The sequence below is a fragment of the Streptomyces sp. NPDC028368 genome, assembly GCF_055565615.1.
Genome location: NZ_JBVHTY010000020.1, coordinates 136,930 through 162,281 on the forward strand (window position 1 = coordinate 136,930; position 25,352 = coordinate 162,281).

Annotated in this window: 35 protein-coding genes and 1 pseudogene; all 36 read left to right on the forward strand. The window is 65.4% G+C overall.

The features are described 5' to 3' along the window. Window positions 1-80: 80 nt before the first annotated feature. Window positions 81-3,980, forward strand: a complete 3,900-nt coding sequence (locus ACZ4S3_RS34760) for a DNA-directed RNA polymerase subunit beta' (RefSeq protein ID WP_467941804.1) — start codon at window positions 81-83, stop codon at window positions 3,978-3,980. Window positions 3,981-4,224: 244 nt separating this feature from the next. Beyond that, the gene (locus ACZ4S3_RS34765; RefSeq protein ID WP_467941849.1) at window positions 4,225-4,719 is read left to right on the forward strand and encodes a DUF1707 and DUF4190 domain-containing protein; all 495 of its coding nucleotides are present in this window, start codon (window positions 4,225-4,227) and stop codon (window positions 4,717-4,719) included. A gap of 374 nt (window positions 4,720-5,093) precedes the next feature. Next, entirely contained in the window at window positions 5,094-5,465 is a 372-nt protein-coding gene (gene rpsL, locus ACZ4S3_RS34770; protein WP_030062899.1) for a 30S ribosomal protein S12, read from the forward strand. A gap of 2 nt (window positions 5,466-5,467) precedes the next feature. Further along, entirely contained in the window at window positions 5,468-5,938 is a 471-nt protein-coding gene (gene rpsG / locus ACZ4S3_RS34775; protein ID WP_467941806.1) for a 30S ribosomal protein S7, read from the forward strand. A gap of 39 nt (window positions 5,939-5,977) precedes the next feature. Beyond that, window positions 5,978-8,098, forward strand: a complete 2,121-nt coding sequence (fusA, locus tag ACZ4S3_RS34780; RefSeq protein ID WP_467941808.1) for an elongation factor G — start codon at window positions 5,978-5,980, stop codon at window positions 8,096-8,098. 155 nt (window positions 8,099-8,253) lie between these two features. Continuing rightward, window positions 8,254-9,447 (forward strand): elongation factor Tu, encoded by a 1,194-nt coding sequence (tuf, locus tag ACZ4S3_RS34785; RefSeq protein WP_052859607.1) that lies wholly within the window; start codon window positions 8,254-8,256, stop codon window positions 9,445-9,447. A 420-nt stretch (window positions 9,448-9,867) separates the two neighbouring features. Further along, entirely contained in the window at window positions 9,868-10,176 is a 309-nt protein-coding gene (gene rpsJ / locus ACZ4S3_RS34790; RefSeq protein ID WP_004571821.1) for a 30S ribosomal protein S10, read from the forward strand. Between the two features lie 14 nt (window positions 10,177-10,190). Then, a complete protein-coding gene (rplC, locus tag ACZ4S3_RS34795; RefSeq protein WP_030986140.1) occupies window positions 10,191-10,835 on the forward strand; it encodes a 50S ribosomal protein L3 in 645 nt (214 codons plus the stop codon). 8 nt (window positions 10,836-10,843) lie between these two features. Continuing rightward, entirely contained in the window at window positions 10,844-11,494 is a 651-nt protein-coding gene (gene rplD, locus ACZ4S3_RS34800; RefSeq protein ID WP_467941811.1) for a 50S ribosomal protein L4, read from the forward strand. After that, window positions 11,494-11,817, forward strand: coding sequence for a 50S ribosomal protein L23 (rplW, locus tag ACZ4S3_RS34805; RefSeq protein ID WP_467941813.1), 324 nt, complete (start codon window positions 11,494-11,496; stop codon window positions 11,815-11,817). Before rplD ends, rplW begins: the two co-directional genes overlap by 1 nt. 39 nt (window positions 11,818-11,856) lie before the next feature. Then, the gene (gene rplB, locus ACZ4S3_RS34810; protein ID WP_006604876.1) at window positions 11,857-12,693 is read left to right on the forward strand and encodes a 50S ribosomal protein L2; all 837 of its coding nucleotides are present in this window, start codon (window positions 11,857-11,859) and stop codon (window positions 12,691-12,693) included. A 12-nt stretch (window positions 12,694-12,705) separates the two neighbouring features. Next, window positions 12,706-12,987: a 30S ribosomal protein S19 gene (gene rpsS, locus ACZ4S3_RS34815; protein ID WP_018090899.1), complete on the forward strand. Its 282-nt coding sequence runs from the start codon at window positions 12,706-12,708 to the stop codon at window positions 12,985-12,987. Between the two features lie 43 nt (window positions 12,988-13,030). After that, on the forward strand, window positions 13,031-13,378 hold the full coding sequence (gene rplV, locus ACZ4S3_RS34820) for a 50S ribosomal protein L22 (protein ID WP_006604878.1): 348 nt from the start codon (window positions 13,031-13,033) through the stop codon (window positions 13,376-13,378). Then, entirely contained in the window at window positions 13,378-14,208 is an 831-nt protein-coding gene (rpsC, locus tag ACZ4S3_RS34825) for a 30S ribosomal protein S3 (protein ID WP_159481491.1), read from the forward strand. The genes rplV and rpsC overlap by 1 nt, the downstream gene beginning before the upstream one ends. A 5-nt stretch (window positions 14,209-14,213) precedes the next feature. Next, window positions 14,214-14,633: a 50S ribosomal protein L16 gene (gene rplP, locus ACZ4S3_RS34830; RefSeq protein ID WP_006604880.1), complete on the forward strand. Its 420-nt coding sequence runs from the start codon at window positions 14,214-14,216 to the stop codon at window positions 14,631-14,633. Further along, window positions 14,633-14,857: a 50S ribosomal protein L29 gene (gene rpmC, locus ACZ4S3_RS34835; protein WP_397843743.1), complete on the forward strand. Its 225-nt coding sequence runs from the start codon at window positions 14,633-14,635 to the stop codon at window positions 14,855-14,857. Before rplP ends, rpmC begins: the two co-directional genes overlap by 1 nt. Next, window positions 14,857-15,138, forward strand: a complete 282-nt coding sequence (gene rpsQ / locus ACZ4S3_RS34840) for a 30S ribosomal protein S17 (RefSeq protein WP_248865559.1) — start codon at window positions 14,857-14,859, stop codon at window positions 15,136-15,138. Before rpmC ends, rpsQ begins: the two co-directional genes overlap by 1 nt. 103 nt (window positions 15,139-15,241) lie before the next feature. Beyond that, the gene (rplN, locus tag ACZ4S3_RS34845; protein WP_003998823.1) at window positions 15,242-15,610 is read left to right on the forward strand and encodes a 50S ribosomal protein L14; all 369 of its coding nucleotides are present in this window, start codon (window positions 15,242-15,244) and stop codon (window positions 15,608-15,610) included. 3 nt (window positions 15,611-15,613) lie between these two features. Continuing rightward, a complete protein-coding gene (gene rplX, locus ACZ4S3_RS34850; protein ID WP_382972592.1) occupies window positions 15,614-15,937 on the forward strand; it encodes a 50S ribosomal protein L24 in 324 nt (107 codons plus the stop codon). Next, window positions 15,937-16,497 carry a 50S ribosomal protein L5 gene (gene rplE / locus ACZ4S3_RS34855; RefSeq protein ID WP_030062891.1) on the forward strand — a complete coding sequence of 187 codons (561 nt, stop codon included), beginning with the start codon at window positions 15,937-15,939 and terminating at the stop codon, window positions 16,495-16,497. Before rplX ends, rplE begins: the two co-directional genes overlap by 1 nt. Window positions 16,498-16,502: 5 nt before the next feature. Continuing rightward, a complete protein-coding gene (locus tag ACZ4S3_RS34860; RefSeq protein WP_003956452.1) occupies window positions 16,503-16,688 on the forward strand; it encodes a type Z 30S ribosomal protein S14 in 186 nt (61 codons plus the stop codon). 239 nt (window positions 16,689-16,927) lie between these two features. After that, the gene (gene rpsH, locus ACZ4S3_RS34865; RefSeq protein WP_467941817.1) at window positions 16,928-17,326 is read left to right on the forward strand and encodes a 30S ribosomal protein S8; all 399 of its coding nucleotides are present in this window, start codon (window positions 16,928-16,930) and stop codon (window positions 17,324-17,326) included. Between the two features lie 22 nt (window positions 17,327-17,348). Continuing rightward, complete coding sequence (gene rplF, locus ACZ4S3_RS34870) at window positions 17,349-17,888, forward strand: 50S ribosomal protein L6 (protein ID WP_467941819.1); 540 nt, start codon at window positions 17,349-17,351, stop codon at window positions 17,886-17,888. Window positions 17,889-17,891: 3 nt separating this feature from the next. Then, window positions 17,892-18,275, forward strand: coding sequence for a 50S ribosomal protein L18 (gene rplR, locus ACZ4S3_RS34875; protein WP_046927450.1), 384 nt, complete (start codon window positions 17,892-17,894; stop codon window positions 18,273-18,275). A gap of 46 nt (window positions 18,276-18,321) precedes the next feature. Further along, on the forward strand, window positions 18,322-18,924 hold the full coding sequence (rpsE, locus tag ACZ4S3_RS34880; protein WP_381679244.1) for a 30S ribosomal protein S5: 603 nt from the start codon (window positions 18,322-18,324) through the stop codon (window positions 18,922-18,924). Next, the gene (gene rpmD, locus ACZ4S3_RS34885; protein ID WP_467941822.1) at window positions 18,924-19,106 is read left to right on the forward strand and encodes a 50S ribosomal protein L30; all 183 of its coding nucleotides are present in this window, start codon (window positions 18,924-18,926) and stop codon (window positions 19,104-19,106) included. The genes rpsE and rpmD overlap by 1 nt, the downstream gene beginning before the upstream one ends. Before the next feature lies 1 nt (window position 19,107). Further along, window positions 19,108-19,563: a 50S ribosomal protein L15 gene (gene rplO / locus ACZ4S3_RS34890; protein ID WP_467941824.1), complete on the forward strand. Its 456-nt coding sequence runs from the start codon at window positions 19,108-19,110 to the stop codon at window positions 19,561-19,563. Between the two features lie 227 nt (window positions 19,564-19,790). Next, window positions 19,791-21,104, forward strand: a complete 1,314-nt coding sequence (secY, locus tag ACZ4S3_RS34895; protein WP_467941826.1) for a preprotein translocase subunit SecY — start codon at window positions 19,791-19,793, stop codon at window positions 21,102-21,104. Continuing rightward, complete coding sequence (locus tag ACZ4S3_RS34900) at window positions 21,104-21,757, forward strand: adenylate kinase (RefSeq protein ID WP_467941828.1); 654 nt, start codon at window positions 21,104-21,106, stop codon at window positions 21,755-21,757. Before secY ends, ACZ4S3_RS34900 begins: the two co-directional genes overlap by 1 nt. Window positions 21,758-21,872: 115 nt before the next feature. Further along, the gene (map, locus tag ACZ4S3_RS34905; protein WP_467941830.1) at window positions 21,873-22,709 is read left to right on the forward strand and encodes a type I methionyl aminopeptidase; all 837 of its coding nucleotides are present in this window, start codon (window positions 21,873-21,875) and stop codon (window positions 22,707-22,709) included. A 151-nt stretch (window positions 22,710-22,860) separates the two neighbouring features. Continuing rightward, a complete protein-coding gene (gene infA, locus ACZ4S3_RS34910; protein WP_014047798.1) occupies window positions 22,861-23,082 on the forward strand; it encodes a translation initiation factor IF-1 in 222 nt (73 codons plus the stop codon). Between the two features lie 60 nt (window positions 23,083-23,142). Further along, a complete protein-coding gene (gene rpmJ, locus ACZ4S3_RS34915; protein ID WP_003956441.1) occupies window positions 23,143-23,256 on the forward strand; it encodes a 50S ribosomal protein L36 in 114 nt (37 codons plus the stop codon). 199 nt (window positions 23,257-23,455) lie between these two features. Then, on the forward strand, window positions 23,456-23,836 hold the full coding sequence (gene rpsM, locus ACZ4S3_RS34920) for a 30S ribosomal protein S13 (RefSeq protein ID WP_006604894.1): 381 nt from the start codon (window positions 23,456-23,458) through the stop codon (window positions 23,834-23,836). A 63-nt stretch (window positions 23,837-23,899) separates the two neighbouring features. Beyond that, complete coding sequence (gene rpsK, locus ACZ4S3_RS34925; protein WP_004571845.1) at window positions 23,900-24,304, forward strand: 30S ribosomal protein S11; 405 nt, start codon at window positions 23,900-23,902, stop codon at window positions 24,302-24,304. 27 nt (window positions 24,305-24,331) lie between these two features. Next, window positions 24,332-24,958: a 30S ribosomal protein S4 gene (rpsD, locus tag ACZ4S3_RS34930; RefSeq protein WP_467941834.1), complete on the forward strand. Its 627-nt coding sequence runs from the start codon at window positions 24,332-24,334 to the stop codon at window positions 24,956-24,958. Between the two features lie 133 nt (window positions 24,959-25,091). Further along, window positions 25,092-25,352, forward strand: a pseudogene (locus tag ACZ4S3_RS34935) (DNA-directed RNA polymerase subunit alpha); the annotation flags it as partial.

Consider the following 25,352-nt stretch of genomic DNA (forward strand, 5'->3'; position numbering starts at 1 on the left):
CGAGCTGAGTCCCCCGGCCGGCCCCAGGACCCCCGTTTCAGACCCCTAAGACTTACAACCCTGAGAGGGATTGACGCATAGTGCTCGACGTCAACTTCTTCGATGAGCTCCGGATCGGTCTGGCCACCGCTGACGACATCCGTCAGTGGAGCCACGGCGAGGTCAAGAAGCCCGAGACCATCAACTACCGCACCCTCAAGCCCGAAAAGGACGGACTCTTCTGCGAGAAGATCTTCGGTCCGACCCGGGACTGGGAGTGCTACTGCGGTAAGTACAAGCGCGTCCGCTTCAAGGGCATCATCTGCGAGCGCTGCGGCGTCGAGGTCACTCGCGCCAAGGTGCGTCGTGAGCGGATGGGCCACATCGAGCTTGCCGCTCCCGTTACCCACATCTGGTACTTCAAGGGTGTCCCGAGCCGGCTGGGCTACCTGCTGGACCTGGCGCCCAAGGACCTCGAGAAGGTCATTTACTTCGCCGCCTACATGATCACGTGGGTGGACGAGGAGCGCCGTACGCGTGACCTGCCCTCGCTGGAGGCGCACGTCTCCGTCGAGCGCCAGCAGATCGAGCAGCGCCGCGACTCCGACCTGGAGGCCCGCGCCAAGAAGCTCGAGACCGACCTGGCCGAGCTCGAGGCCGAGGGTGCCAAGGCCGACGTGCGCCGCAAGGTGCGCGAGGGTGCCGAGCGTGAGATGAAGCAGCTGCGCGACCGTGCGCAGCGCGAGATCGACCGTCTCGACGAGGTGTGGAACCGCTTCAAGAACCTCAAGGTCCAGGACCTCGAGGGCGACGAGCTGCTCTACCGCGAGCTGCGTGACCGCTTCGGCACGTACTTCGACGGCTCCATGGGTGCCGCTGCCCTGCAGAAGCGCCTGGAGACCTTCGACCTCGACGAGGAGGCCGAGCGCCTCCGCGAGATCATCCGTACCGGCAAGGGCCAGAAGAAGACCCGTGCGCTCAAGCGCCTCAAGGTCGTCTCCGCCTTCCTGCAGACCCGCAACAGCCCCAAGGGCATGGTGCTGGACTGCATCCCGGTGATCCCGCCGGACCTGCGTCCGATGGTGCAGCTGGACGGTGGCCGCTTCGCGACCTCCGACCTGAACGACCTGTACCGCCGTGTGATCAACCGCAACAACCGCCTGAAGCGGCTTCTCGACCTCGGTGCGCCCGAGATCATCGTGAACAACGAGAAGCGCATGCTCCAGGAGGCCGTGGACGCCCTCTTCGACAACGGTCGTCGTGGTCGCCCGGTCACCGGTCCCGGTAACCGCCCGCTGAAGTCCCTGAGCGACATGCTCAAGGGCAAGCAGGGTCGTTTCCGTCAGAACCTGCTCGGTAAGCGAGTCGACTACTCGGCGCGTTCCGTCATCGTCGTCGGCCCGCAGCTCAAGCTGCACCAGTGCGGTCTGCCCAAGGCCATGGCGCTGGAGCTCTTCAAGCCGTTCGTGATGAAGCGCCTGGTGGACCTCAACCACGCGCAGAACATCAAGTCGGCCAAGCGCATGGTCGAGCGTGGCCGCACCGTCGTGTACGACGTCCTCGAAGAGGTCATCGCCGAGCACCCGGTGCTGCTGAACCGTGCGCCCACCCTGCACCGTCTGGGCATCCAGGCCTTCGAGCCGCAGCTGGTCGAGGGCAAGGCCATTCAGATTCACCCGCTCGTCTGCACCGCGTTCAACGCGGACTTCGACGGTGACCAGATGGCCGTCCACCTCCCGCTGTCCGCGGAGGCCCAGGCCGAGGCCCGCATCCTGATGCTGTCCTCGAACAACATCCTCAAGCCGGCCGACGGCCGTCCGGTCACCATGCCGACCCAGGACATGGTGCTCGGTCTCTTCTTCCTCACCACGGATGAAGAGGAGCGCAAGGTCATCGGTGAGGGCCGTGCGTTCGGCTCGGCCGCCGAGGCGATCATGGCGTTCGACGCCAAGGAGCTCTCGCTCCAGGCGAAGGTCGACATCCGCTTCCCGATCGGCACCGTCCCGCCCCGTGGCTGGACCCCGCCGGTTCCGGAGGAGGGCGAGCCCGAGTGGCAGCAGGGTGACAGCTTCCGCCTGCGGACGACCCTGGGCCGCGCGCTCTTCAACGAGCTGCTGCCCGAGGACTACCCGTTCGTCGACTACTCGGTGGGCAAGAAGCAGCTCTCCGCGATCGTCAACGACCTGGCCGAGCGCTACCCGAAGGTCATCGTGGCGGCGACGCTCGACAACCTGAAGGCGGCCGGCTTCCACTGGGCGACCCGTTCCGGCGTCACCGTCGCCGTCTCGGACATCGTCGTGCCGGAGGCCAAGAAGGCCATCGTCGCGGGCTACGAGGCCCAGGACGAGAAGGTCCAGAAGCAGTACGAGCGCGGTCTGATCACCAAGGACGAGCGCACTCAGGAACTGATCAACATCTGGACCAAGGCGACCAATGAGGTCGCCGAGGCGATGAACGCGAACTTCCCCAAGACGAACCCCATCTTCATGATGGTTGACTCGGGTGCCCGAGGAAACATGATGCAGATGCGGCAGATCGCCGGTATGCGTGGTCTGGTGTCGAACGCGAAGAACGAGACCATCCCGCGTCCGATCAAGGCGTCGTTCCGCGAGGGCCTGACCGTGCTGGAGTACTTCATCTCCACGCACGGTGCCCGTAAGGGTCTGGCGGACACCGCTCTGCGTACCGCCGACTCCGGTTACCTCACCCGTCGTCTGGTCGACGTCTCCCAGGACGTCATCATTCGCGAGGAGGACTGCGGCACGGAGCGTGGCCTCAAGCTGCGGATCGCGTCCAAGGACGCCGCCGGCGTCCTGCGCAAGGCGGACGACGTCGAGTCCAGCGTGTACGCGCGGATGCTCGCCGAGGACGTTGTGGTGGACGGCAAGGTCGTCGCCCCGGCCAACGTCGACCTCGGTGACGTGCTCATCGACGCGCTGGTCGCCAACGGCGTCGAGGAGGTCAAGACCCGCTCGGTCCTGACCTGTGAGTCGGCGGTCGGCACCTGTGCCTACTGCTACGGCCGTTCGCTGGCCACCGGCAAGCTGGTCGACATCGGTGAGGCGGTCGGCATCATCGCCGCCCAGTCCATCGGTGAGCCCGGCACCCAGCTGACGATGCGTACCTTCCACACCGGTGGTGTGGCCGGTGACGACATCACCCTGGGTCTGCCGCGTGTCGTCGAGCTCTTCGAGGCCCGTACGCCCAAGGGTGTCGCCCCGATCTCGGAGGCGGCCGGCCGCGTCCGGATCGAGGAGACCGAGAAGACCAAGAAGGTCGTCGTCACCCCGGACGACGGCAGCGACGAGATGGCCTACGGCGTCTCCAAGCGTGCCCGTCTCCTGGTCGGCGAGGGTGACCACGTCACGGTCGGCCAGCCGATGACCGTCGGTGCCGTCAACCCGCACGACGTGCTGCGGATCCTCGGCCAGCGTGCCGTCCAGGTCCACCTGGTCGGCGAGGTCCAGAAGGTCTACAACAGCCAGGGCGTGGCGATCCACGACAAGCACATCGAGATCATCATCCGGCAGATGCTGCGCCGTGTGACGATCATCGAGTCCGGCGACGCGGAGCTGCTGCCGGGCGAGCTGGTGGAGCGCACGAAGTTCGAGGGCGAGAACCGTCGGGTCGTGGCGGAAGGCGGCCACCCGGCCTCCGGCCGTCCGCAGCTGATGGGTATCACCAAGGCTTCGCTGGCCACCGAGTCCTGGCTGTCGGCGGCGTCCTTCCAGGAGACGACCCGGGTTCTGACCGACGCGGCGATCAACGCCAAGTCGGACTCCCTGATCGGCCTCAAGGAGAACGTCATCATCGGTAAGCTCATCCCGGCCGGTACGGGCCTGTCCCGCTACCGCAACATCCGGGTCGAGCCCACCGAGGAGGCCAAGGCCGCGATGTACTCGGCCGTCGGTTACGACGACATCGACTACTCGCCCTTCGGCACCGGCTCCGGCCAGGCGGTCCCGCTGGAGGACTACGACTACGGTCCGTACAACCAGTAAGCCGTATACGCATCAACCGCAGGGCGGTCACCCCACCGGGGTGGCCGCCCTGCGGCGTTGCGGGTCCGGGGTCGGCTGTGACGTTCGCCTGTGACGTTCGGCCGCCCGAGGGAACTTGTCCTCCCATCTCTGCGTCTCTGATGAGAAGATGGGGAGAACTGTCGAGCGGGGGGAGGTTCGCGAAGTGGCATTCCAGCCGTGGCAGGGTGGGCAGCCCGTTCAGCCGGCGAATCAGATGCCGGTGATGCGTGCCTCGCATGCGGATCGTGAGCGTGCGGTCGATGTGCTGAAGGCCGGATTCGCCGAGGGGCGGCTTCAGCAGGCCGAGTACGAGCAGCGGATGACCCGGGCCTATCAGGCGCAGACCCACGCCGAGCTGCAGATGCTGGTTGCGGATCTCCCGCAGGGGCCGGTGCCGCAGGCGCAGTTCGCGCCGCGGCCGGTGCCGGCGACGTTCACGCAGATGCCCATGCAGATGCCGATGCAGATGCCGGTGCCGGTGCACACCAACAGCTCGGCGACGGGGGCGCTGGTCTGCGGGATTCTGACGCCGATGACGTGGGGGATGACGTCGATTCCGGCGGTCATTCTCGGCCACAAGGCGCGCGCGGAGATTCGCCGTACCGGCGAGCGCGGGGACGGTCAGGCCGTCGCGGGGATCGTGCTGGGCTGGCTGGGAATCGGCGCCTGGGCGCTGTTCTTCCTGGTGTTCCTTCTGCTGGCCGCCACCGGGCACTGAGTGCCGTAGGGCGGAGCGTCGGCGGCCGTCGGGGATGGCGCGCGGCCTTCTTCCCCCTGGCCATCGATGCCACTACGGTGGCGGCAACGCCGTGAGGAGTCCGGCGTGTCCTTCGCGTGTGCATTTGTTTTGACCGTAGCCCATGCGGTAGGTACGCTCTGACCTTGTGCCTGGGGTGTCCCTAGGCTGCCGTGCGCGCAACCGTCCCAGCTTCGGCCGGGGGAGAGCGCAGGAGCACGGAAGCCGGGTCTCGACACCGCAATCTGTCGCCTCTCTCGTTCGCGAGGGATCGGTCGACAGTATTCGACACACCCGACCGCGTGGGTCGGCGACGTTCCAGGTTAGTTGTACCGAGACAAGAAACCGGAGAAACGGTGCCTACGATCCAGCAGCTGGTCCGAAAGGGCCGCCAGGACAAGGTCGAGAAGAACAAGACACCCGCACTGGCGGGGTCGCCTCAGCGTCGTGGTACGTGCACGCGTGTCTTCACGACCACCCCCAAGAAGCCGAACTCGGCCCTCCGCAAGGTTGCGCGAGTCAAGCTGAGCAGTGGGATCGAGGTTACTGCCTACGTCCCGGGTGAGGGGCACAACCTGCAGGAGCACTCGATCGTGCTCGTGCGCGGTGGCCGTGTGAAGGACCTGCCGGGTGTTCGTTACAAGATCATCCGCGGCTCCCTCGACACGCAGGGCGTCAAGAACCGCAAGCAGGCTCGCAGCCGCTACGGCGCCAAGAAGGAGAAGTAAGAATGCCTCGTAAGGGCCCCGCCCCGAAGCGCCCGGTCATCATTGACCCGGTCTACGCCTCTCCTCTGGTGACCTCCCTCATCAACAAGGTGCTGCTCAACGGCAAGCGCTCCACCGCCGAGCGCATCGTTTACGGCGCCATGGAGGGTCTGCGCGAGAAGACCGGTAACGACCCGGTCATCACGCTCAAGCGCGCGCTCGAGAACATCAAGCCGACCCTTGAGGTCAAGTCCCGCCGTGTCGGTGGCGCGACCTACCAGGTCCCGGTCGAGGTGAAGCCCGGCCGCGCCGCCACCCTGTCGCTCCGCTGGCTCGTGGGCTACTCCCGTGCCCGTCGCGAGAAGACCATGACCGAGCGCCTCATGAACGAACTGCTCGACGCCTCCAACGGCCTCGGCGCTTCGGTCAAGAAGCGTGAGGACACGCACAAGATGGCCGAGTCCAACAAGGCCTTCGCGCACTACCGCTGGTAGTCGCAACCCACATCGAGACCGAGAGAAGATTGAGCCGATATGGCCACCACTTCGCTTGACCTGGCCAAGGTCCGCAACATCGGGATCATGGCCCACATCGACGCGGGCAAGACGACCACCACCGAGCGGATCCTGTTCTACACCGGTGTCTCTTACAAGATCGGTGAAGTCCACGACGGCGCTGCCACGATGGACTGGATGGAGCAGGAGCAGGAGCGCGGCATCACGATCACGTCTGCCGCGACGACCTGCCACTGGCCGCTGAACAACGTCGACCACACCATCAACATCATCGACACCCCGGGCCACGTCGACTTCACCGTCGAGGTGGAGCGCTGCCTGCGCGTCCTCGATGGTGCCGTGACGGTGTTCGACGGCGTTGCCGGTGTTGAGCCGCAGTCCGAGACCGTCTGGCGTCAGGCGGACCGCTACGGCGTTCCGCGTATCTGCTTCGTCAACAAGCTCGACCGGACCGGCGCGGAGTTCCACCGCTGCGTCGACATGATCTCGGACCGCCTGGGCGCGGTGCCGCTGGTCATGCAGCTGCCGATCGGCACCGAGATGGACTTCAAGGGCGTCGTCGACCTCGTAAAGATGAAGGCGCTCGTCTGGTCCGCCGAGGCCGCCAAGGGCGAGATGTACGACACCGTCGAGATCCCGGCGTCGCACGCCGAGGCTGCCGACGAGTGGCGCGGCAAGCTCCTCGAGGCCGTCGCGGAGAACGACGAGGCCATGATGGAGCTGTACCTGGAGGGCCAGGAGCCCACCGAGGAGCAGCTGCACGCCGCCATCCGTCGTATCACCCTCGCCTCCACCGGCCAGGGCACCACGACCGTTACTCCGGTCTTCTGCGGTACCGCCTTCAAGAACAAGGGCGTCCAGCCCCTGCTCGACGGCGTGGCCCGCTACCTCCCGTCGCCGCTGGACGTCGGCGCCGTCGAGGGTCAGTCGGTCAAGGACGCGGACGAGGTTCTCGTGCGCAAGCCGTCCGACGACGAGCCGCTGTCCGCTCTTGCCTTCAAGATCGCGAGCGACCCCCACCTGGGCAAGCTCACCTTCATCCGCGTGTACTCGGGCCGCCTCGAGGCCGGCTCGCAGGTGCAGAACTCGGTGAAGGGCAAGAAGGAGCGCATCGGCAAGATCTACCGGATGCACGCGAACAAGCGTGAGGAGATCGAGTCGGTGGGTGCCGGTGACATCGTCGCCGTCATGGGTCTGAAGCAGACCACCACCGGTGAGACCCTCTGCGACTCCGCGCACCCGGTGATCCTGGAGTCGATGGACTTCCCGGCCCCGGTCATCCAGGTCGCCATTGAGCCCAAGTCCAAGGGCGACCAGGAGAAGCTGGGTGTCGCCATCCAGCGCCTCGCCGAAGAGGACCCGTCGTTCCAGGTCCACACCGACGAGGAGACCGGCCAGACCATCATCGCGGGTATGGGCGAGCTGCACCTCGACGTGCTGGTCGACCGTATGCGCCGTGAGTTCCGGGTCGAGGCCAACGTCGGCAAGCCGCAGGTCGCGTACCGCGAGACCCTGCGCAAGGCCGTCGAGCGTCTCGACTACACGCACAAGAAGCAGACTGGTGGTTCCGGCCAGTTCGCGAAGGTGCAGATCGCGATCGCGCCGCTCGAGGGCGACGGGTACGAGTTCGAGAACAAGGTCACCGGTGGCCGTATCCCGCGGGAGTACATCCCGTCCGTGGACGCGGGCTGCCAGGAGGCCATGGAGTTCGGTGTGCTCGCCGGCTACCCGCTGACGGGCGTCAAGGTCACCCTCCTCGACGGTGCCTTCCACGAGGTCGACTCGTCGGAAATGGCCTTCAAGATCGCCGGTTCGATGGCCTTCAAGGAGGCCGCCCGCAAGGCCTCCCCGGCCCTGCTCGAGCCGATGATGAAGGTCGAGGTCACCACGCCCGAGGACTACATGGGCGATGTGATCGGCGACATCAACTCCCGCCGTGGTCAGATCCAGTCCATGGAAGAGCGCAGCGGCGCCAAGCTCGTCACGGGCCTGGTCCCCCTGTCGGAGATGTTCGGCTACGTCGGAGACCTCCGCAGCAAGACCTCGGGTCGCGCAAGCTACTCGATGCAGTTCGACTCCTACGCCGAGGTTCCCCGGAACGTCGCCGAGGAGATCATCGCGAAGGCCAAGGGCGAATAGGTCCGTCTCTCGAGAGCCGGAACACGCTTTAGGCTTGACACCGTCTGCCGGGGTAATCCCCGCAATCCGTGAGGAATGCCCCGGCAGCCGGCATCCCAGCAAAGATCACCTGGCGCCGATGAGTAAGGCGTACAGAACCACTTCAGGAGGAACCAGTGGCGAAGGCGAAGTTCGAGCGGACTAAGCCGCACGTCAACATCGGCACCATCGGTCACATTGACCACGGTAAGACGACCCTCACGGCCGCCATTACCAAGGTGCTGCACGACGCGTACCCGGACCTGAACGAGGCCTCGGCCTTCGACCAGATCGACAAGGCTCCTGAGGAGCGCCAGCGCGGTATCACGATCTCCATCGCGCACGTCGAGTACCAGACCGAGTCGCGTCACTACGCGCACGTTGACTGCCCCGGTCACGCGGACTACATCAAGAACATGATCACGGGTGCGGCGCAGATGGACGGCGCCATCCTCGTGGTTGCCGCCACCGACGGCCCGATGCCGCAGACCAAGGAGCACGTGCTCCTGGCCCGCCAGGTCGGCGTTCCCTACATCGTTGTCGCCCTGAACAAGGCCGACATGGTGGACGACGAGGAGATCCTGGAGCTCGTCGAGCTCGAGGTCCGTGAGCTCCTCTCCGAGTACGAGTTCCCCGGCGACGACGTTCCGGTCGTCAAGGTCTCGGCGCTCAAGGCGCTCGAGGGCGACGCCGAGTGGGGCAAGTCCGTCCTCGACCTGATGAAGGCCGTCGACGAGTCGATCCCGCAGCCCGAGCGTGACGTCGACAAGCCGTTCCTGATGCCGATCGAGGACGTCTTCACGATCACCGGCCGTGGCACCGTTGTCACCGGTCGTATTGAGCGTGGTGTCCTCAAGGTCAACGAGACCGTCGACATCATCGGCATCAAGACCGAGAAGACCACCACCACGGTCACCGGTATCGAGATGTTCCGGAAGCTCCTCGACGAGGGCCAGGCCGGTGAGAACGTCGGTCTGCTCCTCCGTGGCATCAAGCGCGAGGACGTCGAGCGCGGCCAGGTCATCATCAAGCCGGGTTCGGTCACGCCGCACACCTCGTTCGAGGCCCAGGCGTACATCCTGTCGAAGGACGAGGGTGGCCGTCACACCCCGTTCTTCAACAACTACCGCCCGCAGTTCTACTTCCGTACCACGGACGTGACCGGCGTCGTGACCCTCCCCGAGGGCACCGAGATGGTCATGCCGGGCGACAACACCGAGATGACGGTCGAGCTGATTCAGCCGGTCGCCATGGAGGAGGGCCTGAAGTTCGCCATCCGTGAGGGTGGCCGGACCGTCGGCGCCGGCCAGGTCACCAAGATCAACAAGTAATTGTTGATCGGGGAGACCCGGTAACAGCTCAGTCAGGGAGCCCCGTCCACCATTAGGTGGGCGGGGCTCCTTGACAGTTGGGCCTCGATTGGCCTTACGCATCCCACCTATGGCACACTGTCCAGGTTGCTCGGTTGAGTGCCGATGCTGCGCGCCTCCCGCCGGGAGGACTGGAAGCGAGTCCCAGGTATTCGTCGTCCCTTCTCAGGGCCGGAAATACGGGAATCTTCCGGGAAGCGTCAGCGGGGTGCCTCGGCCAGGCGCCCGGTGGGTGTTCTTCCCCCGCTTTCTCCTTCTTGAAGGATCTCCCTTGCGGAGATTTACGGGAAGGGGCGCGACACGCCCGACCGCGTGGGTCGGAGAAGGACGCGAACCTGCCGGGTCCCAGAGCGTTACGAGAGACAGGACTACGAAGTAGCCATGGCGGGACAGAAGATCCGCATCCGGCTCAAGGCCTACGACCACGAGGTCATCGACACGTCGGCGAAGAAGATCGTCGAGACGGTGACCCGTACTGGTGCGTCGGTCGCGGGCCCGGTGCCGCTGCCCACTGAGAAGAACGTGTACTGCGTCATCAAGTCGCCGCACAAGTACAAGGACTCGCGCGAGCACTTCGAGATGCGCACGCACAAGCGCCTGATCGACATCCTCGACCCGACGCCCAAGACCGTTGACTCGCTGATGCGCCTGGACCTTCCGGCCGGCGTTGACATCGAGATCAAGCTCTGAGAGGCGCGGAAGAGATGGCAAAGCAGATCAAGGGCATCCTGGGCGAGAAGCTCGGCATGACCCAGGTCTGGGACGAGAACAACCGTGTCGTCCCGGTGACCGTGGTGAAGGCCGGCCCCTGTGTCGTTACCCAGGTGCGCACCAATGACCAGGACGGCTACGACTCCGTCCAGATCGCCTTCGGCGAGATCGACCCGCGCAAGGTGAACAAGCCCCTCAAGGGCCACTTCGCGAAGGCCGACGTCACCCCCCGTCGCCACCTCGTCGAGGTCCGTACCACCGATGCCGGTGAGTACACCCTCGGCCAGGAAGTGACCGCTGAGACCTTCGAGTCCGGCGTCAAGGTGGATGTGACCGGCAAGAGCAAGGGCAAGGGCTTCGCCGGCGTCATGAAGCGTCACGGCTTCCATGGCGGCAAGGCGTCCCACGGTGCCCACCGCGTGCACCGTAAGCCTGGCTCCATCGGTGGCTGCGCCACCCCGGGCCGCGTGTTCAAGGGCATGCGGATGGCCGGCCGTATGGGCAATGAGCGGGTCACCACCCAGAACCTGACCGTCCATGCCGTTGACGCGGAGAAGGGCCTGCTGCTCATCAAGGGCGCAGTTCCTGGTCCGAACGGCGGCCTCGTCCTGGTCCGTACCGCGGCCAAGGGGGCCTGAGGTAACCGATGAGCACCATTGACATCCTTTCGCCGGCAGGCGACAAGGCCGGTACCGTCGAGCTCCCCACGGAGATCTTCGACGCCAAGGTCAGCATTCCGCTGATCCACCAGGTCGTTGTCGCACAGCTGGCCGCTGCCCGTCAGGGCACGCACAAGACCAAGACCCGTGGCGAGGTCCGCGGCGGTGGCAAGAAGCCGTACCGCCAGAAGGGCACCGGCCGCGCGCGCCAGGGTTCGACCCGTGCGCCGCAGTTCGCCGGCGGTGGCGTTGTCCACGGCCCCGTGCCGCGTGACTACAGCCAGCGGACCCCGAAGAAGATGAAGGTTGCCGCCCTGCGCGGTGCCCTCACCGACCGGGCCCGCAACAGCCGCATCCACGTCGTCTCCGGCGTGGTCGAGGGCGACATCTCCACCAAGGCCGCCAAGACTCTCCTCGGCAAGGTCAGCGAGCGCAAGAACGTGCTCCTGGTCGTCGAGCGCAGCGACGAGGCCGCGTGGCTGTCCGCCCGTAACCTGCCCCAGGTTCACCTCCTGGAGCCGGGCCAGCTGAACACGTACGACGTGCTCGTTTCGGACGACGTGGTCTTCACCAAGGCCGCCTTCGAGTCCTTCGTGTCTGGCCCCAAGGCCGCTGAGACCGAAGGGAGCGAGGCCTGATGACTGAGGCCGTCGTCACCAGCAAGACCTTCACGGACCCGCGCGACCTTCTGGTCAAGCCGGTGGTTTCCGAGAAGAGCTACGCGCTGCTGGACGAGAACAAGTACACGTTCGTCGTCGACCCGCGCGCCAACAAGACCCAGATCAAGCAGGCCGTCGAGGCGGTCTTCTCGGTCAAGGTCACCGGGGTCAACACGATCAACCGTCAGGGTAAGCGCAAGCGCACCAAGACCGGTTTCGGCAAGCGCGCGAACACCAAGCGCGCCATCGTGACCCTCGCCGAGGGCGACCGTATCGACATCTTCGGCGGCCCGACCTCCTGACGGAGGTCGAGTCGTCCGGAATCGGACGAGGACTGAGAAATGGGTATCCGCAAGTACAAGCCGACGACCCCGGGCCGTCGTGGCTCCAGCGTCGCCGACTTTGTCGAGATCACGCGGTCCACGCCGGAGAAGTCGCTGGTCCGCCCGCTGCACAGCAAGGGCGGCCGTAACAACGCCGGTCGTGTGACCGTTCGCCACCAGGGCGGTGGCCACAAGCGCGCCTACCGAGTGATCGACTTCCGTCGTCACGACAAGGACGGCGTGCCGGCCAAGGTCGCGCACATCGAGTACGACCCCAACCGCACCGCGCGCATCGCGCTGCTGCACTACGCAGACGGCGAGAAGCGCTACATCATCGCGCCCCGTGGCCTGGCCCAGGGTGCTCGGATTGAGAACGGCCCTGGCGCCGACATCAAGCCGGGCAACAACCTGCCGCTGCGCCACATCCCCGTGGGTACGACCATCCACGCGATCGAGCTGCGTCCGGGCGGCGGTGCGAAGTTCGCCCGCTCGGCCGGTGCCTCCGTGCAGCTGCTGGCGAAGGAGGGCGCGATGGCCCACCTTCGTATGCCGTCCGGTGAGATCCGCCTGGTCGACGTCCGCTGCCGCGCCACTGTTGGCGAGGTCGGCAACGCCGAGCAGTCGAACATCAACTGGGGCAAGGCCGGCCGTATGCGCTGGAAGGGCGTCCGCCCGACCGTGCGTGGTGTCGTGATGAACCCCGTCGACCACCCGCACGGTGGTGGTGAGGGCAAGACCTCCGGTGGTCGCCACCCGGTCTCGCCGTGGGGTCAGAAGGAGGGTCGTACTCGTTCGCCGAAGAAGGCGAGCAACAAGTACATCGTCCGCCGCCGCAAGACGAACAAGAAGCGCTAGGAGCGGGTTTAGATGCCGCGCAGTCTCAAGAAGGGGCCCTTCGTCGACGACCACCTTTCCAAGAAGGTGGATGTTCAGAACGATGCTGGCACCAAGAACGTCATCAAGACCTGGTCCCGCCGCTCCATGATCGTCCCGGCCATGCTCGGCCACACGATCGCGGTGCACGACGGCCGCAAGCACGTCCCGGTGTTCGTCACCGAGTCGATGGTCGGCCACAAGCTCGGCGAGTTTGCGCCGACCCGCACCTTCCGCGGCCACGAGAAGGACGACCGCAAGTCGCGGCGTCGTTGATCGGCGGAGTGCGAAGACTATGACTGACACCGAAGGGACAACCATGGAAGCCAGGGCCCAGGCGCGGTACATCCGCGTCACGCCCATGAAGGCCCGCCGCGTGGTGGACCTTATCCGTGGCATGGATGCCACGGAGGCTCAGGCGGTCCTGCGTTTCGCCCCGCAGGCCGCGAGCGTGCCGGTTGGCAAGGTGCTGGACAGCGCCATTGCCAACGCTGCACACAACTACGACCACACCGACGCCGGCAGCCTCGTGATTTCCGAGGCGTACGTCGACGAGGGCCCGACCCTGAAGCGGTTCCGGCCGCGTGCCCAGGGCCGTGCCTACCGGATCCGCAAGCGGACCAGCCACATCACCGTGGTCGTCAGCAGCAAGGAAGGAACCCGGTAATGGGCCAGAAGGTAAACCCGCACGGGTTCCGGCTCGGCATCACCACCGACTTCAAGTCGCGCTGGTACGCCGACAAGCTGTACAAGGACTACGTCAAGGAAGACGTCGCCATTCGTCGCATGATGACGAAGGGCATGGAGCGCGCCGGTATCTCGAAGGTTGAGATCGAGCGCACCCGTGAGCGCGTCCGCGTTGACATCCACACCGCTCGTCCGGGCATCGTCATCGGCCGCCGCGGCGCCGAGGCGGACCGCATCCGCGGCGAGCTGGAGAAGCTGACCGGCAAGCAGGTCCAGCTGAACATCCTCGAGGTCAAGAACCCCGAGACCGATGCTCAGCTGGTGGCCCAGGCCGTTGCCGAGCAGCTCTCGTCCCGCGTCTCCTTCCGTCGCGCCATGCGTAAGAGCATGCAGTCGACGATGAAGGCCGGCGCTAAGGGCATCAAGATCCAGTGCGGCGGTCGTCTCGGCGGCGCCGAGATGTCCCGCTCGGAGTTCTACCGCGAGGGCCGTGTGCCCCTGCACACGCTCCGTGCGAACGTCGACTACGGCTTCTTCGAGGCCAAGACCACCTTCGGCCGTATCGGTGTGAAGGTCTGGATCTACAAGGGCGACGTCAAGAACATCGCCGAGGTTCGCGCCGAGAACGCTGCCGCCCGTGCGGGTAACCGCCCGGCTCGCGGTGGCGGCAACGACCGCCCGCGTCGCGGTGGTGGCGAGCGCGGTGGCCGCGGTGGCCGTAAGCCGCAGCAGCAGAGCGCCGCTGCCGAGGCCCCCAAGGCCGAGGCCGCTGCCGCTGCTCCGGCGGAGACCCCCGGAACGGAGGCCTGACCGACATGCTGATCCCTCGCAGGGTCAAGCACCGCAAGCAGCACCACCCGAAGCGCAGTGGTATGGCCAAGGGTGGCACCGAGCTGGCCTTCGGTGAGTACGGCATCCAGGCCGTGACCCCGGCTTACGTGACGAACCGTCAGATCGAGTCCGCTCGTATCGCGATGACCCGTCACATCAAGCGTGGCGGCAAGGTCTGGATCAACATTTACCCGGACCGCCCGCTCACGAAGAAGCCGGCCGAAACCCGCATGGGTTCCGGTAAGGGTTCTCCGGAGTGGTGGGTCGCGAACGTCAAGCCCGGTCGGGTGATGTTCGAGCTGTCCTTCCCGAACGAGAAGGTTGCTAAGGAGGCGCTGACCCGCGCCGCCCACAAGCTTCCGATGAAGTGCCGCATCGTTCGGCGCGAGGCAGGTGAATCGTGATGTCGGCCGTTACCAAGGCGTCCGAGCTGCGCGAGCTGAACGACGAGGACCTCGTCGCCAAGCTCCGTGAGGCCAAGGAAGAGCTGTTCAACCTCCGCTTCCAGGCGGCGACCGGGCAGCTCGAGAACCACGGTCGGCTCAAGTCCGTCCGTAAGGACATCGCCCGGATCTACACCCTGATGCGTGAGCGCGAGCTGGGCATCGAGACGGTGGAGAGCGCCTGATGAGCGAGAAGAATGTGACTGAGACCAACGACCGCGGTTTCCGCAAGACCCGTGAGGGTCTCGTCGTCAGCGACAAGATGGACAAGACCGTCGTCGTCGCTGTCGAGGACCGCGTCAAGCACGCGCTGTACGGCAAGGTCATCCGCCGTACCAACAAGCTCAAGGCGCACGACGAGCAGAACGCTGCCGGTGTCGGCGACCGCGTCCTCCTGATGGAGACCCGGCCGCTGTCCGCCACCAAGCGCTGGCGCATCGTCGAGATCCTCGAGAAGGCCAAGTAATCCCTCCTAGGGGGACCCCCTAGGAACAGTTCCGCCAGGCTCGGCGAGAAGCGTGAACACTCGCGCTTCTCGCCGGGAACCGGCAGACATTCAGGAGATAGACGTGATCCAGCAGGAGTCGCGACTGCGCGTCGCCGACAACACTGGTGCGAAGGAAATCCTTTGCATCCGTGTTCTCGGTGGCTCGGGTCGCCGCTACGCGGGCATCGGTGACGTCATCGTCGCCACCGTGAAGGACGCGATCCCCGGTGGCAACGTGAAGAAGGGTGACGTCGTCAAGGCCGTCATCGTTCGCACCGTCAAGGAGCGCCGCCGTCCGGACGGCTCGTACATCCGCTTCGACGAGAACGCGGCCGTCATCCTCAAGAACGATGGCGACCCCCGCGGCACCCGTATCTTCGGCCCCGTGGGCCGTGAGCTGCGCGAGAAGAAGTTCATGAAGATCATCTCGCTCGCGCCGGAGGTGCTGTAACCGATGAAGATCAAGAAGGGCGACCTGGTCCAGGTCATCACCGGTAAGGACAAGGGCAAGCAGGGCAAGGTCATTCAGGCCTTCCCCCGCGAGGACCGTGTCCTGGTCGAGGGTGTCAACCGGGTCAAGAAGCACACCAAGGCCGGTCAGACGGCCCGTGGTTCGAAGACCGGCGGCATCGTGACGACCGAGGCCCCTGTCCACATCAGCAACGTTCAGCTGGTCGTGGAGAAGGACGGCCAGAAGGTTGTCACCCGCGTCGGATACCGCTTCGACGACGAAGGCAACAAGATCCGCGTTGCCAAGCGGACCGGTGAGGACATCTGATGACTGCCACCACCAACGCGCCGCGTCTCAAGCAGCGCTACCGCGAAGAGATCGCCGGGAAGCTGAAGGACGAGTTCTCCTACGAGAACGTCATGCAGATCCCCGGTCTGACCAAGATCGTGGTCAACATGGGTGTGGGCGACGCCGCCCGCGATTCCAAGCTGATCGAGGGTGCCATCAAGGACCTCACCACGATCACCGGCCAGAAGCCGGCCGTCACCAAGGCCCGTAAGTCCATCGCGCAGTTCAAGCTGCGTGAGGGCCAGCCGATCGGTGCCCACGTCACCCTCCGTGGTGACCGTATGTGGGAGTTCCTGGACCGCCTGCTGTCGCTCGCGCTGCCGCGCATCCGCGACTTCCGTGGTCTGTCCCCGAAGCAGTTCGACGGCCGGGGCAACTACACCTTCGGTCTCACGGAGCAGGTCATGTTCCACGAGATCGACCAGGACAAGATCGACCGTACCCGGGGTATGGACATCACCGTGGTCACCACGGCGACCAACGACGACGAGGGCCGGGCCCTCCTTCGTCACCTCGGCTTCCCGTTCAAGGAGGCGTGAGCGAGATGGCGAAGAAGGCTCTGATTGCCAAGGCTGCTCGCAAGCCGAAGTTCGGTGTGCGTGCGTACACGCGCTGCCAGCGCTGCGGCCGCCCGCACTCCGTTTACCGTAAGTTCGGCCTGTGCCGCGTGTGCCTTCGTGAGATGGCTCACCGTGGCGAGCTGCCGGGCGTGACCAAGAGCTCCTGGTAATCCCCTAGTTGGGATTACCTGGAGGCTCTCGGTAAGCAACCGGTCGGCGGGCGCCCCGCCCCTTCTCCCGTAGAGTGGAGGGGTTTGGGCGCCCCGCCGCCCGAGACCGACCGCGGGCGAAGCCCGCATAACGTCGCTTACTACGCCGTAGGTCCCCGCGCCGCACCCGTCCCGACTCTGATCGGGGAGAGGGATGGCGCACATAGGAAACCCCGGCGAGAGAGGCCGAAGGCCAATTCATGACCATGACTGATCCCATCGCAGACATGTTGACCCGTCTGCGGAACGCGAACTCGGCGTACCACGACACCGTCGAGATGCCGCACAGCAAGATCAAGTCGCACATCGCGGAGATCCTCCAGCAGGAGGGTTACATCACCGGCTGGCGCGTCGAGGACGCTGAGGTCGGCAAGAACCTCACCCTCGAGCTGAAGTTCGGCCCGAACCGCGAGCGCTCGATCGCCGGCATCAAGCGAATCTCGAAGCCGGGCCTTCGGGTCTACGCAAAGTCCACCAACCTGCCGAAGGTCCTCGGCGGCCTGGGCGTGGCGATCATCTCCACGTCCCACGGTCTCCTGACCGGCCAGCAGGCCAGCAAGAAGGGCGTGGGTGGGGAAGTCCTCGCCTACGTCTGGTAACCAGGGAACGGAGGAATAGCTAATGTCGCGTATTGGCAAGCTGCCCATCCAGGTTCCCGCTGGTGTGGACGTCACCATCGAGGGCCGCAAGGTGTCGGTCAAGGGTCCCAAGGGCTCCCTTGAGCACACCGTCGCCGCGCCCATCGAGGTCGCCAAGGGTGAGGACGGCGTCATCGCCGTCACCCGCCCGAACGACGAGCGTCAGAACAAGGCCCTGCACGGCCTGTCCCGCACGCTGGTGGCGAACATGATCACCGGCGTGACCCAGGGCTACAGCAAGGCGCTCGAGATCAGCGGTGTCGGTTACCGCGTCCAGGCGAAGGGCTCCAACCTGGAGTTCGCGCTGGGCTACAGCCACCCGATCCTGATCGAGGCCCCCGAGGGGATCTCCTTCAAGGTCGAGTCCCCGACCAAGCTCAGCGTCGAGGGCATCGACAAGCAGAAGGTCGGCGAGGTTGCGGCGAACATCCGCAAGCTGCGCAAGCCTGACCCGTACAAGGCCAAGGGCGTCAAGTACGCCGGCGAGGTCATCCGCCGCAAGGTCGGAAAGGCTGGTAAGTAAGCCATGGCATACGGTGTGAAGATCGCTAAGGGTAACGCCTACAAGCGCGCTGCCGCTAAGCGTCGCCACATCCGCATCCGTAAGCGGATTTCGGGTACGCCGGCGCGTCCGCGTCTGGTGGTGACGCGTTCCAACCGCGGCATCACCGCGCAGGTCATCGACGACATCGCGGGCCACACGCTGGCCTCCGCGTCGACCCTGGACGCGTCCATCCGTGGTGGCGAGGGCGACAAGAGCGCTCAGGCCAAGAAGGTTGGCGCCCTGGTTGCCGAGCGTGCTAAGGCCGCCGGTGTCGAGGCCGTCGTGTTCGACCGTGGTGGCAAGCAGTACGCCGGGCGGATTGCCGCTCTGGCCGACGCCGCCCGCGAAGCCGGGCTGAAGTTCTAAGCCCCGGTTCCGGAGCTAGCGGACGTAACAGAGAGAGGTAAATCCAATGGCTGGACCCCAGCGCCGCGGAAGCGGTGCCGGTGGCGGCGAGCGGCGGGACCGGAAGGGTCGCGACGGTGGCGCTGCCGCCGAGAAGACCGCGTACGTTGAGCGCGTTGTCGCGATCAACCGCGTCGCCAAGGTTGTCAAGGGTGGTCGCCGTTTCAGCTTCACCGCGCTGGTCGTGGTGGGCGACGGTGACGGCACCGTAGGTGTCGGATACGGCAAGGCCAAGGAAGTTCCCGCGGCCATCGCCAAGGGCGTGGAAGAGGCCAAGAAGAGCTTCTTCAAGGTCCCGCGTATCCAGGGCACCATCCCGCACCCCATCCAGGGCGAGAAGGCTGCGGGCGTCGTCCTGCTCAAGCCGGCTTCCCCCGGTACCGGTGTGATCGCCGGTGGCCCGGTGCGCGCCGTTCTGGAGTGCGCGGGCATCCACGACGTGCTGAGCAAGTCGCTCGGTTCGTCGAACCCGATCAACATCGTGCACGCCACGGTGACCGCGCTTCAGGGCCTTCAGCGCCCCGAGGAGATCGCGGCCCGTCGTGGCCTGCCGCTGGAGGACGTTGCTCCCGCCGCTCTGCTGCGGGCGCGTGCCGGGGTGACCGCGTAATGGCGCACCTCAAGATCACGCAGACGAAGTCCTTCATCGGTAGCAAGCAGAACCACCGTGACACCCTTCGGTCGCTCGGGCTCAAGCGCCTGCACGACTCGGTTGTCAAGGAGGACCGCCCCGAGTTCCGCGGCATGGTGCACACCGTCCGCCACCTCGTGACGGTTGAGGAGGTCGACTGACATGGCGGAGAACAACCCGCTGAAGGTCCACAACCTCCGGCCCGCCCCGGGCGCCAAGACCGCCAAGACCCGTGTCGGTCGTGGTGAGGCGTCCAAGGGTAAGACCGCTGGTCGTGGTACCAAGGGCACGAAGGCCCGTTACCAGGTTCCGGAGCGCTTCGAGGGCGGGCAGATGCCCCTCCACATGCGCCTCCCGAAGCTGAAGGGCTTCAAGAACCCCGCGCACAAGCAGTTCCAGGTCGTGAACCTGGACAAGCTGGCCGAGCTCTACCCGCAGGGTGGCGAGGTTACGGTGGCCGACCTGGTCGCCAAGGGCGCGGTGCGCAAGAACGAGCTCGTCAAGGTGCTTGGCGCCGGCGAGGTCTCCGTGGCGCTGCAGGTGACGGTTGACGCCGTTTCCGGCTCCGCCAAGGAGAAGATCGCCGCTGCCGGCGGCACCGTCACCGAGCTCATCTGAGTTCGTTGGTTCAACTGACCGGGGATGCCCATTGATTGGGGCATCCCCGGTTGGTCGTTCCATGGGGGGTACGGTCGCCGGTAAGGTGGCAGGCACTGTTGTTTTCCGGGGCTTTGCCCCGGACCCCCGCCGCGCGGGCCCCGCCTGTGTGGTTTTGGCCGCCAAGTATTCGTCGATCCTCAAGACCGTCACCTCTCGCTTACGAGGCGGGAGGCGCAGGAGGCACCGTGCTCACCGCGTTCGCCCGAGCGTTCAAGACGCCCGACCTGCGCAAGAAGCTGCTGTTCACGTTGGGCATCGTGGTGCTCTACCGGATCGGGGCGCACGTCCCGGTCCCGGGGGTGAACTACGCGAACGTCGAGACCTGCATGAAGCAGGCCGGCGGCAACAGCGGGTTGTTCGCCCTGGTGAACATGTTCAGCGGTGGTGCGCTGCTCCAGATCACGATCTTCGCGCTGGGGATCATGCCGTACATCACGGCGAGCATCATCCTCCAGCTGCTGACCGTGGTGATCCCGCGGCTGGAGGCCCTCAAGAAAGAGGGGCAGTCCGGCCAGGCGAAGATCACTCAGTACACCCGCTATCTGACCGTGGCGCTCGCCATCATGCAGGGCACCGGCCTGGTGGCCACCGCCCGCAGCGGCGCGCTCTTCCAGAACTGCCCGGTCGCCAGCGAGATCGTGCCCAGCGACTCCATCTTCACCACCATCACGATGGTCATCACGATGACCGCCGGTACGGGCCTGATCATGTGGCTCGGTGAGCTCGTCACCGACCGCGGTATCGGCAACGGCATGTCGATCCTGATGTTCATCTCGATCGCTGCCGGCTTCCCTGGTGCCCTGTGGCAGATCAAGCTCACCGGCAAGCTCGCCGACGGCTGGATCGAGTTCTTCGGCGTGATCGTCGTGGGCCTGGCGATGGTGGCCCTGGTGGTCTTCGTCGAGCAGGCGCAGCGGCGCATTCCGGTGCAGTACGCGAAGCGGATGATCGGCCGCCGGTCCTATGGCGGTACGTCCACGTACATCCCGCTCAAGGTGAATCAGGCGGGTGTGATTCCCGTCATCTTCGCGTCATCGCTGCTCTACATTCCGGCCCTCATTGCACAGTTCAGCGGGTCGAAGGCGGGATGGGCGACCTGGATCGCCACCAACTTCACCAAGGGAAATCACCCGGTTTACATCGTTACGTACTTCCTGCTGATCGTCTTCTTCGCCTTTTTCTACGTCGCCATCAGCTTCAACCCCGAAGAAGTTGCCGACAACATGAAGAAGTATGGTGGCTTCATCCCGGGTATCCGGGCTGGTCGCCCGACGGCCGAGTACCTCAGCTACGTGCTCAACCGGATCACGTGGCCGGGCTCGCTGTACCTGGGGCTGATCGCACTCGTACCAACAGTGGCGTTGGTGCTGTTCAACGCGAACCAGAACTTCCCGTTCGGCGGGACGAGCATCCTGATCATCGTGGGTGTGGGCCTGGAGACCGTTAAGCAGATCGAGAGTCAGCTTCAGCAGCGCAACTACGAAGGGTTCCTCCGCTGATGCGAATCGTCCTCGTCGGACCTCCGGGGGCCGGGAAGGGTACGCAGGCCGCGTACCTCGCCAAGAACCTCGGGATCCCGCACATTTCCACGGGGGACCTGTTCCGCGCGAACATCAGCCAGGGCACGCCATTGGGTGTCGAGGCGAAGTCCTACATGGACGCGGGGAACCTCGTACCGGACTCGGTGACCATCGGCATGGCCGAGGACCGCATGGAGCACGAGGACGCCACCGAGGGCTTCCTGCTCGACGGCTTCCCGCGCAACCTGGGCCAGGCCCAGGCGCTGGACGACTACCTCAAGGCCAAGAACCTCAAGCTGGACGCCGTCCTGGACCTTGAGGTCCCCGAGGACGAGGTCGTCAAGCGGATCGCGGGCCGGCGGATCTGCCGCAAGGACAGCAGCCACGTCTTCCACGCGGAGTACAACAAGCCGAAGACCGAGGGTGTCTGCGACGCCTGCGGCGGCGAGCTGTACCAGCGCGAGGACGACCGTGAGGAGACCGTCCGCAAGCGGCTGGAGGTCTACCACACGGAGACCGAGCCGATCATCGACTACTACAAGGCCCAGGATCTGGTCGTCACGATCCCGGCGCTCGGTAAGGTGTCCGAGGTGACGGAGCGGGCGATGGCCGCGCTGAAGGCCGGCGAGTAAGTCAGCAGCTCTCAGCAGCTCTGTACGGCCGCGGTGTCCTGGTGGGCACCGCGGCCGTACTGTTGTTTCGAGCAGCACGGACCGACGGACGAGAACGAAGGCGGAAGACACGGCCATGGTGGAGATCAAGACCCCGGACCAGATCGCGAAGATGCGCGAGGCGGGGCTGGTGGTCGCCGCCATTCACGCGGCGACCCGGAAGGTTGCGGTGCCCGGCGCCACGACCAAGGACCTGGACGACGCGGCGCGCAAGGTGCTGGCCGAGCACGGCGCGAAGTCGAACTTCCTCGGTTACGGCGGGTTCCCCGCGACGATCTGCACCTCGGTGAACGACGTCGTGGTCCACGGCATCCCCGACACCGAGACGGTCCTCCAGGACGGGGACATCATCTCCATCGACTGCGGCGCGATCATCGACGGCTGGCACGGCGACGCCGCGTACACCGCCTTCGTCGGGTCCGGTCACTCCGCGCAGCTGGTCGAGCTCAGCCGCGTCACCGAGGAGTCGATGTGGGCGGGCATCGCCGCGGTCGCCAAGGGCAACCGTCTGGTCGACATCTCCAAGGCGATCGAGGGCTACATCCGTCGCCAGCCCCGGCCCGCCAGCGGTAAGTACGGCATCGTCGAGGACTACGGCGGCCATGGCATCGGCTCGCAGATGCACATGGACCCGCATCTGCTGAACTACGTCGACCGCAAGCGCGGCCGCGGCCCCAAGCTGGTGCCGGGCTTCTGCATCGCGATCGAGCCGATGGTCAATCTCGGCACCGCCAAGACTCACGTCCTCGAGGACGACTGGACGGTCAAGTCGAACGACGGCAGCTGGTCCTCGCACTGGGAGCACTCGGTCGCGCTGACCGAGGAGGGCCCGCTGGTGCTGACCGCGCCGGACGGCGGCAAGGCCAAGCTGGCGGAGCTGGGGATCACGGCGGCGCCGGACCCCCTGGCATAAGGATCACGCCTGGTGGGCAATAATCCTGGATTCGTCTTTTCACAGGCACTGGCGTAGACTGACGCGTCGGCTCTCGTGCATCCGTGTGCCCAGATAGGTGTCATCCGTGATAACGAGTGTCGATCAAGGTAGCCGATTCGAAAGGCGAAGCGTGGCCAAGAAGCAAGGTGCCATCGAGATCGAGGGCACCGTGATCGAGTCTCTGCCGAACGCAATGTTCCGAGTAGAGCTCCAGAACGGTCACAAGGTCCTCGCGCACATCAGTGGCAAGATGCGGATGCACTACATCCGTATCCTCCCGGATGACCGGGTCGTGGTGGAGCTCTCTCCGTACGACCTGACGCGTGGCCGGATCGTCTACCGCTACAAGTAGATCTTGTCGGCGCCCCGCTCCCGTGGGGTGACGGCACTGACCCGGAGAACCTCACATCCCATGAAGGTCAAGCCGAGCGTCAAGAAGATCTGCGACAAGTGCAAGGTGATCCGCCGCCACGGCCGGGTCATGGTCATCTGCGACAACCTGCGCCACAAGCAGCGCCAGGGCTGACGCACGCCGACCAACCTGCATTTCGCAGTTTTTCGCGCGACGCACGTAAAACGTACATACGCAGACACCCGACCCCCGCATCACTTGCGTGGGGACGATACCCCCGGCTCGGAGGCCGGGGACCCGGCTCGTAATTCTGAAGAGTCTTACGGGAACGGTGCTGTGGAAGACCTCCGAATAGCCATCAGGAGCCACATCAATGGCACGCCTCGCAGGCGTTGATCTCCCGCGCGAAAAGCGCGTCGAGGTCGCCCTCACCTACGTCTTCGGTATCGGGCGCACGCTGTCGCAGCAGACCCTCGCCGCCACCGGCGTGAACCCGGACACCCGTGTTCGCGACCTGGCCGAGGAAGACCTGGTCAAGATCCGCGAGTACGTGGACAACAACCTCAAGACCGAGGGTGACCTCCGTCGCGAGATCCAGGCCGACATCCGCCGCAAGGTCGAGATCGGCTGCTACCAGGGTCTGCGTCACCGTCGCGGTCTGCCGGTGCACGGTCAGCGCACCAGCACGAACGCCCGTACCCGCAAGGGTCCGCGTCGCGCGATCGCCGGCAAGAAGAAGCCGGGCAAGAAGTAGTCCTCAGCGGACGCTTATCAGCGGTCTTCGCTGTAGGACCGACCACCTCCACGGGAGAAATACATGCCTCCGAAGGGCCGTACGGCCGGCGCCAAGAAGGTGCGCCGCAAGGAGAAGAAGAACGTCGCCCACGGGCACGCTCACATCAAGAGCACGTTCAACAACACGATCGTTTCGATCACGGACCCCACGGGCAACGTGATCTCTTGGGCCTCTGCCGGCCATGTCGGCTTCAAGGGCTCGCGCAAGTCCACCCCCTTCGCCGCGCAGATGGCCGCCGAGTCGGCCGCCCGCCGCGCGCAGGAGCACGGCATGCGCAAGGTCGACGTCTTCGTCAAGGGCCCGGGTTCGGGTCGCGAGACGGCCATCCGTTCGCTGCAGGCGACCGGTCTTGAGGTCGGCTCGATCCAGGACGTCACCCCCACTCCGCACAACGGATGCCGCCCGCCCAAGCGTCGCCGCGTCTGACCACCTGAAGTAGGAGACAACTAGACAATGGCGCGTTACACCGGGGCCGACTGCAAGCGTTGCCGTCGGGAGAAGCAGAAGCTGTTCCTCAAGGGCAGCAAGTGCGAGAGCGCAAAGTGCCCGATCGAGATCCGTCCTTACCCCCCGGGTGAGCACGGTCGCGGGCGCACCAAGGACAGCGAGTACCTGCTCCAGCTTCGTGAGAAGCAGAAGTGCAGCCGCATCTACGGTGTCCTTGAGAAGCAGTTCGTGAACTACTACAAGGAAGCGAACCAGAAGACCGGCAAGACCGGTGAGAACCTTCTGCGCATCCTTGAGACCCGCCTCGACAACGTGGTCTACCGGGCCGGCTTTGCCAAGTCCCGTGACCACGCTCGTCAGCTGGTCCGTCACGGACATGTCAACGTGAACGGCCGCAAGACCGACATCCCGTCGGCGCGCGTGTCCGTGAACGACATCGTCGAGGTCCGCGAGAAGTCCCGGAACCTGACCCCCTTCCAGGTGGCTCAGGCCGAGGCCGGCGAGAAGACCGTTCCGGCTTGGCTGGAAGCGATCCCCTCGCAGCTGCGTGTCCTCGTGCACAGCATGCCGGAGCGCCAGGTGATTGACACCCAGGTGCAGGAGCAGCTGATCGTTGAGCTCTACTCCAAGTAAGAGCTGAACCCGCCGGCGAAGCCGGCACAGGGAACAGGGGGCGGTACGGAGCCATTGGCGCCGTACCGCCCGTACCCTTTGAAATACAGCGGGCGTCAAATAGCGGGCGTCCACGACTGAAGGATCAAACACCATGCTGATCGCTCAGCGTCCCTCTCTGACCGAAGAGGTCGTCGACGAATACCGCTCCCGGTTCGTGATCGAGCCGCTGGAGCCGGGCTTCGGCTACACCCTCGGCAACTCTCTGCGTCGGACTCTTCTGTCCTCGATCCCGGGTGCGGCGGTCACGTCCATCCGTATCGACGGTGTCCTGCACGAGTTCACCACCGTGCCGGGCGTCAAGGAAGACGTCACCGACCTGATCCTCAACATCAAGCAGCTGGTCGTGTCCTCC

Bases quoted from the DNA above. Each gene is read 5' to 3' on its own strand.
- rpmC (WP_397843743.1), top strand. From the start codon at position 14,633: ATGTCGGCCGTTACCAAGGCGTCCGAGCTGCGCGAGCTGAACGACGAG.
- rpsM (WP_006604894.1), top strand. From the start codon at position 23,456: ATGGCACGCCTCGCAGGCGTTGATCTCCCGCGCGAAAAGCGCGTCGAG.
- rplX (WP_382972592.1), top strand. From the start codon at position 15,614: ATGAAGATCAAGAAGGGCGACCTGGTCCAGGTCATCACCGGTAAGGAC.
- rpsE (WP_381679244.1), top strand. From the start codon at position 18,322: ATGGCTGGACCCCAGCGCCGCGGAAGCGGTGCCGGTGGCGGCGAGCGG.
- rpsK (WP_004571845.1), top strand. From the start codon at position 23,900: ATGCCTCCGAAGGGCCGTACGGCCGGCGCCAAGAAGGTGCGCCGCAAG.
- rplR (WP_046927450.1), top strand. From the start codon at position 17,892: ATGGCATACGGTGTGAAGATCGCTAAGGGTAACGCCTACAAGCGCGCT.
- ACZ4S3_RS34860 (WP_003956452.1), top strand. From the start codon at position 16,503: ATGGCGAAGAAGGCTCTGATTGCCAAGGCTGCTCGCAAGCCGAAGTTC.
- rpsS (WP_018090899.1), top strand. From the start codon at position 12,706: ATGCCGCGCAGTCTCAAGAAGGGGCCCTTCGTCGACGACCACCTTTCC.
- rplP (WP_006604880.1), top strand. From the start codon at position 14,214: ATGCTGATCCCTCGCAGGGTCAAGCACCGCAAGCAGCACCACCCGAAG.
- rpsJ (WP_004571821.1), top strand. From the start codon at position 9,868: ATGGCGGGACAGAAGATCCGCATCCGGCTCAAGGCCTACGACCACGAG.
- fusA (WP_467941808.1), top strand. From the start codon at position 5,978: ATGGCCACCACTTCGCTTGACCTGGCCAAGGTCCGCAACATCGGGATC.
- rpmD (WP_467941822.1), top strand. From the start codon at position 18,924: ATGGCGCACCTCAAGATCACGCAGACGAAGTCCTTCATCGGTAGCAAG.
- ACZ4S3_RS34900 (WP_467941828.1), top strand. From the start codon at position 21,104: ATGCGAATCGTCCTCGTCGGACCTCCGGGGGCCGGGAAGGGTACGCAG.
- rplO (WP_467941824.1), top strand. From the start codon at position 19,108: ATGGCGGAGAACAACCCGCTGAAGGTCCACAACCTCCGGCCCGCCCCG.
- rplF (WP_467941819.1), top strand. From the start codon at position 17,349: ATGTCGCGTATTGGCAAGCTGCCCATCCAGGTTCCCGCTGGTGTGGAC.
- rpmJ (WP_003956441.1), top strand. From the start codon at position 23,143: ATGAAGGTCAAGCCGAGCGTCAAGAAGATCTGCGACAAGTGCAAGGTG.
- rplV (WP_006604878.1), top strand. From the start codon at position 13,031: ATGGAAGCCAGGGCCCAGGCGCGGTACATCCGCGTCACGCCCATGAAG.
- map (WP_467941830.1), top strand. From the start codon at position 21,873: ATGGTGGAGATCAAGACCCCGGACCAGATCGCGAAGATGCGCGAGGCG.
- rplE (WP_030062891.1), top strand. From the start codon at position 15,937: ATGACTGCCACCACCAACGCGCCGCGTCTCAAGCAGCGCTACCGCGAA.
- rpsQ (WP_248865559.1), top strand. From the start codon at position 14,857: ATGAGCGAGAAGAATGTGACTGAGACCAACGACCGCGGTTTCCGCAAG.
- rpsD (WP_467941834.1), top strand. From the start codon at position 24,332: ATGGCGCGTTACACCGGGGCCGACTGCAAGCGTTGCCGTCGGGAGAAG.
- rpsG (WP_467941806.1), top strand. From the start codon at position 5,468: ATGCCTCGTAAGGGCCCCGCCCCGAAGCGCCCGGTCATCATTGACCCG.
- rplC (WP_030986140.1), top strand. From the start codon at position 10,191: ATGGCAAAGCAGATCAAGGGCATCCTGGGCGAGAAGCTCGGCATGACC.
- rplW (WP_467941813.1), top strand. From the start codon at position 11,494: ATGACTGAGGCCGTCGTCACCAGCAAGACCTTCACGGACCCGCGCGAC.
- rplD (WP_467941811.1), top strand. From the start codon at position 10,844: ATGAGCACCATTGACATCCTTTCGCCGGCAGGCGACAAGGCCGGTACC.
- rplB (WP_006604876.1), top strand. From the start codon at position 11,857: ATGGGTATCCGCAAGTACAAGCCGACGACCCCGGGCCGTCGTGGCTCC.
- rpsH (WP_467941817.1), top strand. From the start codon at position 16,928: ATGACCATGACTGATCCCATCGCAGACATGTTGACCCGTCTGCGGAAC.
- ACZ4S3_RS34765 (WP_467941849.1), top strand. From the start codon at position 4,225: ATGCGTGCCTCGCATGCGGATCGTGAGCGTGCGGTCGATGTGCTGAAG.
- rpsC (WP_159481491.1), top strand. From the start codon at position 13,378: ATGGGCCAGAAGGTAAACCCGCACGGGTTCCGGCTCGGCATCACCACC.